The sequence below is a fragment of the Pseudomonas abietaniphila genome (assembly GCF_039697315.1).
Classification (GTDB): Bacteria; Pseudomonadota; Gammaproteobacteria; order Pseudomonadales; family Pseudomonadaceae; genus Aquipseudomonas; species Aquipseudomonas abietaniphila_B.
Map to the genome: position 1 here is coordinate 5,238,965 of NZ_CP155619.1, position 12,770 is coordinate 5,251,734.

General features: G+C 60.6%; 11 protein-coding genes. 5 read left to right on the top strand and 6 right to left on the bottom strand.

The window, feature by feature from the left end:
• The first annotated feature begins 1 nt into the window (after position 1).
• The gene (gene fucP / locus ABDX87_RS23085) at positions 2–1,333 is read left to right on the top strand and encodes an L-fucose:H+ symporter permease (protein WP_074754367.1); all 1,332 of its coding nucleotides are present in this window, start codon (positions 2–4) and stop codon (positions 1,331–1,333) included.
• Positions 1,330–2,415: an aldose 1-epimerase family protein gene (locus tag ABDX87_RS23090; RefSeq protein ID WP_346829949.1), complete on the top strand. Its 1,086-nt coding sequence runs from the start codon at positions 1,330–1,332 to the stop codon at positions 2,413–2,415. The genes fucP and ABDX87_RS23090 overlap by 4 nt, the downstream gene beginning before the upstream one ends.
• A gap of 129 nt (positions 2,416–2,544) precedes the next feature.
• On the opposite strand, the gene deoR is transcribed toward ABDX87_RS23090, so the two are convergent.
• Positions 2,545–3,315 carry a DNA-binding transcriptional repressor DeoR gene (gene deoR, locus ABDX87_RS23095; protein ID WP_346829950.1) on the bottom strand — a complete coding sequence of 257 codons (771 nt, stop codon included), beginning with the start codon at positions 3,313–3,315 and terminating at the stop codon, positions 2,545–2,547.
• A 143-nt stretch (positions 3,316–3,458) separates the two neighbouring features.
• Between deoR and deoC the strand changes: the two genes are divergently transcribed.
• Both deoC and ABDX87_RS23105 read left to right on the top strand, forming a co-directional pair.
• Entirely contained in the window at positions 3,459–4,139 is a 681-nt protein-coding gene (deoC, locus tag ABDX87_RS23100; protein ID WP_346829951.1) for a deoxyribose-phosphate aldolase, read from the top strand.
• 233 nt (positions 4,140–4,372) lie between these two features.
• Complete coding sequence (locus ABDX87_RS23105; protein ID WP_346829952.1) at positions 4,373–5,326, top strand: alpha/beta hydrolase; 954 nt, start codon at positions 4,373–4,375, stop codon at positions 5,324–5,326.
• Here the strand turns inward: ABDX87_RS23105 and ABDX87_RS23110 are convergent, their stop codons facing one another.
• Positions 5,327–6,058, bottom strand: a complete 732-nt coding sequence (locus ABDX87_RS23110; RefSeq protein WP_346829953.1) for a CatB-related O-acetyltransferase — start codon at positions 6,056–6,058, stop codon at positions 5,327–5,329.
• A 333-nt stretch (positions 6,059–6,391) separates the two neighbouring features.
• Between ABDX87_RS23110 and ABDX87_RS23115 the strand changes: the two genes are divergently transcribed.
• The gene (locus tag ABDX87_RS23115; RefSeq protein ID WP_346829954.1) at positions 6,392–7,186 is read left to right on the top strand and encodes an AraC family transcriptional regulator; all 795 of its coding nucleotides are present in this window, start codon (positions 6,392–6,394) and stop codon (positions 7,184–7,186) included.
• Between the two features lie 938 nt (positions 7,187–8,124).
• On the opposite strand, the gene ABDX87_RS23120 is transcribed toward ABDX87_RS23115, so the two are convergent.
• The 4 genes from ABDX87_RS23120 to ABDX87_RS23135 all read right to left on the bottom strand — a co-directional run bounded on the left by ABDX87_RS23120 (position 8,125) and on the right by ABDX87_RS23135 (position 12,641).
• Complete coding sequence (locus ABDX87_RS23120; RefSeq protein WP_346829955.1) at positions 8,125–9,372, bottom strand: aspartate aminotransferase family protein; 1,248 nt, start codon at positions 9,370–9,372, stop codon at positions 8,125–8,127.
• A 101-nt stretch (positions 9,373–9,473) separates the two neighbouring features.
• Positions 9,474–10,298 (bottom strand): ABC transporter permease, encoded by an 825-nt coding sequence (locus ABDX87_RS23125; RefSeq protein ID WP_346829956.1) that lies wholly within the window; start codon positions 10,296–10,298, stop codon positions 9,474–9,476.
• Positions 10,299–10,303: 5 nt separating this feature from the next.
• Positions 10,304–11,551, bottom strand: a complete 1,248-nt coding sequence (locus tag ABDX87_RS23130; RefSeq protein WP_346829957.1) for an ABC transporter permease — start codon at positions 11,549–11,551, stop codon at positions 10,304–10,306.
• A 10-nt stretch (positions 11,552–11,561) separates the two neighbouring features.
• Entirely contained in the window at positions 11,562–12,641 is a 1,080-nt protein-coding gene (locus ABDX87_RS23135; protein WP_346829958.1) for an ABC transporter ATP-binding protein, read from the bottom strand.
• Positions 12,642–12,770 lie beyond the last annotated feature (129 nt).

The following is a 12,770-nucleotide window of genomic DNA, read 5'->3' on the forward strand; positions in this document are numbered from 1 at the left end:
AATGACAAAACCCGCGCTCCAACAATCACCGGACGGGTTCTACCTGAACCGCACGCCCTGGTTCGCCTTTCTGCTGCTGTGCTGCTGTTTCGCGTTGTGGGCGGCGGCGGCGAGCATGAACGATGTGCTGATCGCGCACTTCAAGAAGGCCTTCCTGCTCAGCGACTTCCAGACAGCGTTCGTGCAGTCGGCGTTTTATCTGGGGTACTTCTTCGTGGCGATTCCAGCGGCCATGGTCGTCCGGCGTTTCAGCTACAAGACCACCATTCTGATCGGCCTGTTGTTGTACATGGTGGGTTGCTCGCTGTTCTTCCCGGCAGCGTCGATGGCCAAGTACGGCATGTTCCTGATGGCGCTATTCGTCATCGCGGCCGGCCTGTCGTTTCTCGAAACCGCGTGCAACACCTACTCGACGCTGATGGGTCCGCGTGAAACCGGCACTCGCCGCCTGAACATCTCGCAAACCTTCCACCCGTTCGGAGCGATGGCGGGCGTATACGTCGGCAGCTTCGTGATGTTCAAAGACACCGACGCCACCCGCGAGCAGCTGACGCAGATGAGCGCATCCGACGCAGCGATCCAGCAACTGGAAATGATCCAGTCGACCCTGCTGCCGTACAAATGGATGATCGCGGTCCTGATTCTGATGTTCGTGCTGATCGCCTTCACCAAATTCCCGGCGTGCAAGGGCATCGTCAAGGCCAGCGTCAAATCCAGCAGCATCGGCCAGAGCCTCTCGCGCCTGTGGCGCAACCCGCGCTTCACCTTTGGTGTGCTCGCGCAATTTCTGTACGTCGGGGCGCAAGTCGGCGTGTGGAGCTTCACCATTCGCCTGGCCATGCAGATGGGGGGCATGAACGAGCGCAGCGCCTCGTGGTTCCTGCTGACCACCTTCGCTGCTTACTTCGTCGGCAAGATGATTGCCAACCTGCTGATGCGCAAGATGCACCCGGCCAAGGTCTTGGCGATCTATGGCGTGCTGACCATCGCACTGCTGGCCTACACGATTCTGGTGCCGAACATCAGCGCGGTTTACGCCGCGGTGGGCGTGAGCATCTTCCTCGGTCCTTGCTGGCCGACGATTTATGGCCTGACCATCGATGGCCTGGGCGAAGACACCGGCGTGGGCGGTTCGCTGCTGGTCATGAGCATCGTCGGTGGCGGCGTCATGCCGATCTTCCAGGGCCTGCTGTCCGATGCCACCCATGGCAACATGCAGATCGCCTACACCGTCCCGCTGTTGTGCTTCGTGGTCATCGTCGCCTACGCGATCAAGTGCATGCGTGATCCCCGCAGCGAAACAGCGCCTGTGGGTGCGGTGACCGCATCATGAACGGCCTCGACACACGCACCACGATCCCGCTTTACCCCGAGCTGTTCGGTGGCGACGAGAAAACCCTGCTCGAATCGGCGGACTTCCGCGTGCTGGCGTGGACCTACCCGAGCGGCGTGAAGGCGCTGGCGTTGGAGAACAATCGGGGGCGCGTCGTGGTATTGCCGTATCAGGGGCAGATGGTCTGGTCGGCCGTATTCGACGGTTGCGACCTGACCATGCGCAACATGTTCGAGCAACCGCGCCCTAGTGCGACCGTGATCGGCACCTATGGCTGCTTCATGTTCCACAGCGGTCTTCTGCGCAACGGCTGCCCGACCCCGCAGGACGATCATCCACTGCACGGCGAAATGCCGTGCGCGGCGATGGACAGTGCCTGGCTGGAAGTAGGGCAGGATGCCGCCGGCGCGTTTCTGCGCGTCGGCGGCGAGTACGAGTATGTGATGGGGTTTGGCGATCACTATCGCGCCAGACCCAGCGTGACGTTGCGCGCCGCCTCGGCGCTGTTCGACATTGGCATGGACGTGCGCAACCTGGCCGGCAAGCCGATGGAACTGATGTACATGGCACACATGAACTACGCCTACGTCGCGGACGGACAGTTCGTCGAGCCGCTGAGCGTCGAGCGTACGCGGGTTCGCAGCAGCGTCCCCGCGCATGTGAAACCGACCCCCGCGTGGTCGGCGTACATGGCCGAGCTGACGGAAGATCCATCGCGCCTGCAGACCTTGAACACGCCCGAGCTGTATGACCCGGAGATCGTCTGTTTCTTCGACGGCGTTCAGGCGGATGCCAGGGGCAATGCCCATTTTCTGCTCAAGCATCCCCACGGGCCTGCGTTTTATACCCGTTACGCGCCGGCGCAGTTCGACCATGCGGCACGCTGGATTCTGCACAACGTCGATCAACAGGTGGCGGCGTTCGTCTTGCCAGCCACTTGTGAGCCCGAGGGGTATCTGGCCGAAAAGGCCAAGGGCAATGTGCGGATGCTGGGGGCAGGGGAGAGTGCGTCGTTCAGTGTGACGACCGGGTATCTGGCGGCTGCGGAAGTGCAGCAGATCCATAGTGATTTGAGACGCTGAGATCCCATCGCGAATGAATTCGCTCCCACAGGTGTTCGCGTTCGGCACACGTTTCCGGCCGTACACGATCCTGTGGGGGTGAGCTTGCTCACGAAGAGGGCGTATCAGCCGATGGAGATCCGAGCTCCATCACATCACCAACTGCGCCCCATATCCCTGAATCAGGTCGCGGTAGGGCTTGGGCAGTTTCTTGTCGGTGACCACCACATGGAAGTTCTCCAGCGCGGCGAAGTGCGCGGTGCGCACGGCGTCGAACTTGGTGTGGTCGGCCAGCAGCATGCAGTGACGCGCCTGGCGCAGGACCTTCTGCTTGACCTCGACCTCATTGAAGTTGAAGCAGGTCACGCCGAATTCGTCGCTGACACCTGCAGCGGAGACAAAGGCCCAGGTCAGGCGAATGCCGTCCAGGATGCTCGCTTCGCTGTGGTGTTCGAAGACCTGGTTCTTGCGATGAAACGTGCCGCCGCACAGCACGATGGTGCAGTTGGGTTTCTGCTGCAATTTGAGCAACACGTTGAGCGAATTGCACACGGCGGTGAAATCCAGCTCGTCGGGAATGAAATCGATGACGAAAGGTATCGTCGTGCCGCAGTCGAAGAACACCGTGTCACCGGGCTTGATGAACGCAGCCGCCAGCTTGCCGATGCGGCGCTTTTCTTCGACGTGGCGAGTGCCTTGCTCGGTGACCTTGTAATCGCTGGCATCGGACGGATCGAAGGCCAGCGTGATGTGCCCGCCGAGTAGGTGGAATTTGTCGGGATGACGGCCCAGGTCGCGACGCAAGGTCATCTCCGAGACGTCCAGCAGGTCGGCCATTTCACGCAGGTGAATGGCTTTCTGATCCTGCAGGGCTTGTTGAATCAGTTTGATGCGGTCGGATTTTTTACTGTCCACAGGCATTCCGGCTGTCGATTGAATATGGTAAAAAAATAACATTTACTGTTATATATACAACACAAAATGAAGCGCACAGGCTTGCAGCTTAAAGCGTGTCGCTGGTAACTGCTTCTCTTACCCGCTCCCCGACAGGAAGAAGGACCGAAATGAAGATCGAACCCGCAGCACTCGCGCAGTATATCGACCACACCTTGCTGGCCGCCGATGCGACCCGCGAGCAGATCGCCACATTGTGCCGTGAAGCGCAGGAGCATGGATTCTATTCGGTGTGCGTGAACTCAGGCCAGGTGCCTTACGCCGCCTCGTTGCTCACCGAAGGGCGGGTCAAGGTCTGCGCCGTGGTCGGCTTCCCGCTGGGCGCCGGCCTGAGCGACACCAAGGCGTTCGAAGCGCAGCAGGCGATTGCGGCTGGAGCGGGCGAAATCGACATGGTGCTGAACGTGGGCGCCTTGAAAGATGGCCTTCTGGATCAGGTGAGTGACGACATTGCCGCTGTGAAGCAAGCGTGCGGCGCGGTCCCCCTGAAAGTGATTCTGGAAACCTGTCTGCTCGACGACGCACAGAAAACCAAAGCCTGCGAAATCTGCCGCGAGCTGGACGTCGCGTTCGTCAAAACCTCCACCGGTTTCAGCCGCAGCGGCGCGACCCTCGAAGACGTTGCCCTGATGCGCAAGGTCGTGGGTGCCGATGTCGGCGTCAAGGCGTCGGGCGGCGTGCGCGACTACAAGACGGCGATTGCCATGATCGAAGCGGGTGCTACCCGTCTGGGCACCAGCTCCGGTATCGCCATCATCAGCGGCGCTGAGGCGTCGGGTTCGGGTTACTGACTGTCCGAACTCGCTTGAACCTTTGGGGGCCGGCTTGCTGGCGAAAGCGCTGGGTCAGTAATACTCAGGCCGACTGACACACCGTATTCGCCAGCAAGCTGGCTCCCACAATGGTTACGGTGTTCTGGCAAATAGTGCCGGTTCCCTGGCCAACCGGCAAACGGCAGTGACCTCGCGCCGCAATGAATGGCAAACTGCCGGAGCGCTCACCTGATCTCCGGAACCTATCGTTTATGCCGCAACTCTCCCTGGCCCACTTCAAGGCGCGCTGGTTTTTCTGGCTGTGCATGCTGTTGATCGTCGTCGGCCTGCCGGTCGGGTGCGCGGCGTTGCAGCACAAGGAGCGGGAGCTGGTGTTCATGATTGAGCCGGGCGTCGCCAGTTGGTATCACGGCATCCCGGAGGACGTTCAGGTTCTGGAACTCAAGGCGCCATCGTTTGGTGTCTCACAGAACATCCACGCCTGGTGGTGGCTGGCGGAGAAAAAAGACGCGCCCGCCGTGCTGTACCTGCACGGGTCGCGCTGGAACCTCACCGGTCAGTTCTTTCGCATCGAACAACTGCATGCGCTGGGCTTTTCCGTGCTGGCCATCGATTATCGCGGCTTTGGCGAGAGCAAAGGGCAACTCCCGTCTGAGGCCTCGGTGTACGAGGATGCGCGCATCGCCTGGGAGCGGTTGAAACAACTGCAGCCCGATCCACAGAAGCGCCTGATCTACGGGCATTCGCTCGGAGGGGCGGTGGCCGTGGACTTGGCCGCCGAGCTGGGTCGCAATGCGCAAACGGGCGCGGAGCCGATTCAGGCGCGCGGTTTGATCATCGAATCGACCTTCACCAACCTTGCCGATGTGGCGGCGTCCGTTGCGAGCACGCGGACATCGCTGCCGGTGCGTTGGCTGGTGTCGCAGAAATTCGACTCCATCGACAAAATCGCCGACGTGCATATGCCTGTGTTGATCGTTCATGGCACCGCCGATCAGTTCGTCTCGCCGCGATTCAGCCAAGAGCTGTTTCAGGCGGCGCAAGAGCCCAAGGATCTGCTGATGGTGCCCGGTGGCAACCACAACAACAGTATGAACCTGGGACGACAGGCCTATAACCAGGCGATTCAGGCGCTGCTCAATGCCAGGATGCCTGCCGTGCACGCCACCAACGACGCAGCGGCCAGCGGGAAACAGTCGGGCTAGTCACTGCGCTGCGTGGTAGTCCACCGCAAACGGCTGGTTGCGCACCACGACCTTGCCCGGGTGACTGTCCGGCACGACAAACCCTTTCAACGCCTCCAGAAGCGCTTCGGGGTCTTCAATCGGCAGTTCGGCGAGTTGATGCGGGGTCAGGTTCCACCACTGGCTGGCGAGCAAGCCGTCGATGATGTGCGGCTCGAAGCGATAGCGCTGCACCTTACCTGGCGACCCCGTCACGATGGCGTACGGCGGGACATCCTTGGTGATCAGCGACTGAGCGCCGATCACCGCGCCGGTGCCAATGGTGATGCCTTCCAGGATCAACACGTCCATGCCGATCCACACGTCATGCCCGACGACGGTCTGCTTGACCTCCTCATGAATCGAAGTGGCGGGGCTTTGGCGCTGACGCAGGCCGACCAGACCACTGTGGGAGCTGAGCCAGCTCAGTGGATGCGATTTCCGGTTTTGACCGATGGTCACGTTGCGCGCGATGGAGCAGTAGCGGCCGATACTGGAGACATTTTGCAGCTCGGAACCACTGACGATATCGGTGTAGGCGCCGATGCTCAGTTTGCTGGAGTTGATCTTGATCTGGTGCAGTTTCACGCCGTATTCCAAGGTCAGTTCCATGTCCCTGCGAAGGCCCCGGATGCCACTGTCCAGTCGGCATTTATTCCGGGACAGGGAGTGTTTGAGCTGTCGATCAAGCACGCTACGGCGCAGAAAATTCATGGTGAGGCAGTCCGCGTAAGAAGAGGGTATCAAGGGCTGCGTGTGCCAAATCGGTCGATGCCACGCGCCTGTTTTTATTTGAGAACGGTTCTCGATGGTGTCACATTAATGGCCAGCCCGGTAAACCAGAACCGGTGGGTCACGCGTCAGTCGTCTGAAAGGCGCCAGAACAACCGCACGCAGGCTTTCCGACCGTCCATGCACCTGAACATTCCCAATGAGGTTGCCAAATGGTATCTGTGTCGCGTTGCATCCTTTCGATCGTGAGCCGCCACAATGGATAAGTACTCAAACGGAGAAGCCCACCTCGCTCATTCCGAGCGGGACTGGGTAATGCGTGCCAAACCGTTGCCGCAGATGGAGCGGATCGAGGCGTATTTCCACGGCCATGGTTTCGAGATGCATCGGCACGACACCTACGCCATCGGACACACCCTGTCTGGCGTGCAAAGCTTTCAGTACGGCAAGGAGCGGGTGAATAACCTGCCGGGCCAGACCATGGTGTTGCATCCCGACGAGCCGCACGACGGCCACGCGGGCACCGAAGAAGGCTTTCGCTACCGGATGTTCTACCTGGAACCGGCGATGATTCAGCATGTGCTGGGCGGCAAACCGCTACCGTTCATCAAGGGCGGTGTGTCCAGCGATCCGCGGTTGTTCAAGGCGACGCAGGCGTTGTTGCAGGATCTGCAGACCACGCTCGATCCGCTCGAGCTGGACGACGCGGTGTTCGACATCGCCATGGCGCTGCAGGACGCGGCGGGCGTGCGCAAGGGAAGACAATCGGTCGACTATGCGGCTGCCGAGCGTGCGCGGGAGTTGCTGATGGCGAGCCTGGAGCAGGGCGTTAGCCTCGACCAACTGGAGCAGGCCAGCGACACCGACCGCTGGCGCCTGTCGCGGGATTTTCGTGTGCTGTTCGGCACCAGCCCGCACCGCTACCTGACCCTGCGAAGACTGGATCTGGTGCGGCATTCGATTTCGCTGGGTGTGTCCCTGAGTGACGCGTCTGTGATGGCCGGATTTTCCGATCAAAGCCACATGACGCGGCATTTTGTTAAGACCTATGGTTACCCGCCAGGCCGGTGGCTGAAGATGCTGGGCACTCGAATGCGAGCTCAGGCCTGAGGGCGGGGCAGTGGGTCAGTCACCGGCGATGTCACTGACCCACCGCCTTCGCGAGCAAGCTCGCTCCCACAGATGCGATGCCCGCCACAATATCTGCGGGACGACACATTACCCTGTGGGAGACGTCCGAGGTTACGAGGGCAGCGAATGCGGTCTGTCATTCAGCAAGGATGTCGCTGACCCACCGCCTTCGCGAGCAAGCTCGCTCCCACAGGTTAAAGTCCGCCGCGAATTCGGGTAATCCCGCAATACCTGTAGGAGACGTCGGAGGTTACGACGGCAGCGAACGCGGTGTGTCATGCAGCATGAATGTCGCTGACCCACCGCATTCGCCAGCAAGCCGGCTCCTACAAATCGATGCGTGCCGCAGATCCCGGAACCCCGCACCACCTGTAGGAGACGTCCGAGGTTACGAGGGCAGCGAATGCGGTCTGTCATTCAGCAAGGATGTCGCTGACCCACCGCATTCGCCAGCAAGCCGGCTCCCACAGATGCGATGCCTGCCACAATATCTGCGGGACGACACATTACCCTGTGGGAGACGTCCGAGGTTACGACGGCAGCGAACGCGGTGTGTCATTCAGCATGCATGTCGCTGACCCACCGCATTCGTCAGCAAGCCGGCTCCCACAGATGCGATGCCTGCCACAATATCTGCGGGACGACACATTACCCTGTGGGAGACGTCCGAGGTTACGAGGGCAGCGAATGCGGTGTGTCATTCAGCAAGGATGTCGCTGACCCACCGCATTCGCCAGCAAGCCGGCTCCCACAAATGCGATGCCTGCCACAATATCTGCGGGACGACACATTACCCTGTGGGAGACGTCCGAGGTTACGACGGCAGCGAACGCGGTGTGTCATTCAGCAAAGATGTCGCTGACCCACTGCCTTCGTCCGAACGCGGCCCGCACCAAGCCGGCTGTCAGGGCCACCCTTCAAGCGTCGGCGAATGCCGGCTTCAATTTCGCGGCAGCGGTTTCGAACGCTGTTTTCATCGCTTCAATCACCTCGTCGGTGTGCTCGAACGAGATGTAAATCCGGCCGTAAGGCGACGGCATCATCAGCAGGCCGGCTTCGCGCAACGCCAGGTGTAGCGCGTTGGTGAAGGCGGGGTTGGCCTTGTGCGCCGCTTGCTCATAGGTCACCGGCGCATCCGCCGAAAGCCAGATCCCGAAGACGTTTCCATAGCCGCTGGTGACCACCGTGATGCCTTGGGATTTGAAGGCGGCTTCAATTGCCTGACGCAGCGCGTCGCCGCGTTTGATCAGCATTTCAAAGTCGCTTTCATCCAGCTGCGCCAGGGTGCTGGTCACGGCAGCGCAGGCCATCGGGTTGCCGCTGAACGTACCGCCGCGCGCCACGCGACCTTCCTCGAAACCCGCCAGAATCTCGGGTTTGCCGACGACCGCCGACACCGGAACACCATTGCCGATGGCTTTGCCGACGCTGGCCAGATCAGGGTCCAGCCCTTCGCGCAAACCGGCGAGGCCTGGGAACAAGCGAAAGCCCATCAGCACCTCGTCGCAGATCACCAGTGCGCCGTGCTGGTGAGCGATGTCCTGCACATGTTTCAAATAGCCAGGCAGCGGCATGATGCAGCCGGCGTTGGCGAGCATCGGTTCCAGAATGACGGCCGCGATGTCTTGGTCTTCGGCGAACAATCGCTCCACATCCTCGAAGTCGTTGAAGCGCAGCAGCGTGGTTCGCTCGGTCGTAGGGCGGGCGCCATCGCTGAAACTCGCTTCATTGGAGGTCACGTTGCCGAAGCTGACGTCATCGAACCAGCCGTCAAAACCGGCCGCCATCTTGGCAATCTTCCTGCGACCGGTGTACGCCCGCGCCGCGCGGCAGGCCAGGTGGACCGCCTCGCTGCCGGAGTTGGTGAACATCACTTTGCTCAGCGCACCGGTGTGCTGCGCCAGGGCCGTGGCCGCGCCGTGTTCGCGGACATGGGCCCAGGAAGGCGCGGCACTGTCTGCCAGGGCCTGGGTCACGGCGGCGTTGACCGAGTCATTGGCGTGCCCGAGCAAGACCGCGCCGAAGCCCAGCGCGGTGTCGATGTACTGGCGGCCCTTGTCGTCCCAGAGATACGCGCCCTTGCCGTGATGAATGAACAGTTTCTCGCCGTTCAATTCCGGGAGGATGCGGGCGGCGCTGGATACATCGCCAACTAAGTTAGCCATTCTGAACCTCTGAATCTGGACAGTAGTTTGCCGTCCCGAAGGCTGTTCGGGAGGCGTCACGTGGTTGTGTTCAATGCGGCCGACAGCGCGGCGCCGCCTGCTTATTCTTGTTTTACCTTCAGTTTTTCGTTGCGCCGCCTCAGGACCTCCAGCGTCAACAACATCAACACCGACAGAACGACCATGATGGTGGCGACGGCGGCGATGTTCGGGCTGATGTTCTCCCGGATCCCGGCGAACATCTGCAGCGGCAGGGTGCGTTGCGACGGGCTGGCGAGAAACAGCGTGACCACCACTTCATCGAAGGAGGTCGCGAACGCAAACAGGCCGCCGGAGATCACACCCGGCGCAATCAGCGGCAAAACGACCCTGAAGAACACGGTCAAGGGCGGGGCGCCGAGGCTTGCGGCGGCGCGGCTCAGGTTGGTGTTGAACCCTTGCAGCGTCGCGTTGACCGTGATGACGACGAAGGGCACACCGAGCATGGCGTGGGCCAGCACCAGACCGATGTAGCTGTTGAGCAATTGCAGCTTGGCGAAGAAGAAGTACAGGCCGACCGCAACGATGATCAGCGGCACGATCATCGGCGAAATCAGGAACGCCATGACCACGCCTTTGAAGCGGAAGTTACCGCGACACAGACCCACCGACGCCATGGTGCCGAAGACCATCGCCAGCAACGTGGCGCCGGGCGCGATGATGAAGCTGTTCTTGAACGCCTGCTGCCAGTCCTGAGAAGACATCAACTCCTCGTACCAACGGAAGGAAAAACCGTCCATGGGGTACGTCAGGAACGACGACGAATTGAACGACAGCGGAATGATCACCAGGATCGGCACGATCAGGAACAACAGGATCAGGATGGACGCCGACACCAGTGCGAACCGGGCGAGTTTTTCAGCGGGAGACGCGTAAGGCTGCAACATGTCGGTTACCTCGCCTGAGTCGGGTTGGTGAGCTTGCCGTACACCACGTAAAGCAACAGGGTCGCGATCAGCAGCAAACTGCCGAGGGCCGACGCCATGCCCCAGTTCACGGTCTTGTTGGTGTAGAACGCGACAAAGTAGCTGACCATCTGATCGGCAGCGCCGCCCACCAGCGCGGGTGTCACGTAGTAACCGATGGCAAGGATGAACGTGAGCAAACCGCCCGCCGCCAGCCCTGCGAAGGTTTGCGGGACATAGACGCGCCAGAACGCCACGAACGGATGAGCACCCAGCGAAATGGCGGCACGCACGTAGTTCGAGGGAATGCTTTTCATGACGCTGTACAGCGGCAGAATCATGAACGGCAACAGCACATGGGTCATGGCGATGATCACGCCGGTTCGGTTGAACACCAGTTGAATCGGCGCGTCGACGATGCCGAGGAACATCAAGGTCCGATTGATCAGGCCGTCCGATTGCAACAACACGATCCAGGCTGCCGTGCGCACGATGAGCGAGGTCCAGAACGGCAGCAGGACGCAAATCATCAGCAGGTTGCTTTTGCCTTCCGGCAAGATCGCCAGCCAGTACGCCACGGGAAACCCGAGCAACAGGCAGAGCACCGTGACGATGGCGCCAATGTAGAACGTGCGGGCAAAGATATCGACGTAGATCGACTGATTGGGCTCAGCCTTGACGATGCTGCCCGTCACGGAGTCAAAGCGATGATCCAGCGAGGCCAGCAGGTAATACGGCGTCAGTTTCGACGAAGCCTGCTTGAGCGCTTTCCAGTAGGTGACATCGCCCCAGGCTTTGTCGACCTCGATCAGCGCGTCGCGTTTCGATGCTGCGCTGTCGTCCGGCAACTTGCGCAAGGTCTTGGTGATGACCGTGCGGTAGTCCGCAAGTTCGTAACTCAGGCGTTTGCTCAGCGCGAGAATCTGGCCGTTTTCCTTGGCATCGGCCAAGTCCTTGATCAAGGCAACGTAGGTGCGTTCATCAGGCAGTGCGTTACCTTGCCAGGTGCTCAACGCCGCCGTCGTCGCCGGCATCGCCGTGTTGACTTCAGGGTTGTCGACGCTGCGGCTGAGCATCGTGCCGATGGGGAATGCAAAGCACACCAGCACAAACAGGAACAACGGGGCGATCAGCGCAAGGGACTTCAGTTTGTAGGCGCGCTGGGACTTGCGGAGCTTGGTCCTCAGGTCGAAGGTTTCTTCGTCGCCCTGAAGCAGTGTGGCGGTCTGGCTCATGGTCGGCGCCTCAGTGCTGAATGACGTCGAGGGCGCGAATATGATCGGGCGCCCACGAGAGGGAAATGGAGCTGCCGACGGTCCAGCTGCTGTCCATTTGCGCGGTCGGCAGTTTGATCATGAAGTCAGGCTGGCCGGCGATTTCGGTGATCATTCGCACGTGGTCACCGAGGTAGATGTATTCGCGGATACGCGCGGTCAAAGGCGTTGTTCCGGCGGCGCTGACGATGACGCGCTCAGGGCGGATGCACAGCGCGACGGACTCGCCCGGTTGCGCGTCGGTCACCGTGATCGCCTGCACGATGCTGCCGTCCTTGAGGCGAACGGTGGAGTGGGTCGCGTCTCTGGAAAGCACGGTGCCCAGCAACGTGTTGTTCTCGCCGATGAATTGCGCCACGAAGCTTTTGGTCGGGGTCTCGTAAATGGCGGCCGGGCTGTCGATCTGCTGGATCACGCCGTCGTTGAATACAGCGACGCGATCCGACATCGTCAGGGCTTCGCTCTGATCATGGGTCACGTAGACCACGGTGAGCCCGAGTTGCTTGTGCAGGTGTTTGATTTCCAGCTGCATGTGTTCGCGCAGTTGCTTGTCGAGTGCGCCGAGGGGCTCGTCCATCAGCACCAGCTTGGGCTCGAACACCAGCGCGCGTGCCAGGGCCACCCGCTGTTGCTGGCCGCCGGACATCTGCGCCGGGTAGCGTTTTGCGAAATCGTTGAGCCGCACCATGTCCAGCGCGCGCCGGACTTTCTCGGCACGCTCGATGCGGTTCATCTTGCGCACGGACAGTGGAAACGCAAGGTTTTCCTCAATGGTCATGTGCGGGAACAGCGCGTAGTTCTGAAACACCATGCCGATGTCGCGCTTGTGCGGCGGCAGGTTATGCAGCGGTTTGTCTTTCAGAAAAATCTCGCCGTGGGTCGGTGTTTCAAAACCGGCCAGCATCATCAGGCTGGTGGTTTTGCCCGAGCCGGACGGGCCGAGCAGGGTGACGAATTCGCCTTCCTTGATGTCCAGGTTCAGGTCTTTGACGACAGGACGAAAGCCGTCGTAGGTTTTTTGTATGTTCTTGAAGCTGACCAGGTGTTTCATGTCGCAGCCCTCATCAGGGAGTAGGCAGAATCCGTTTTTCGCTACTCATCTGCCTGCTCACGCAAAATGAAGAAGCAAACAGTGACCGCACCTCGCGAACAGCGCGAGGCGGGGATCGTTCATGGGTGA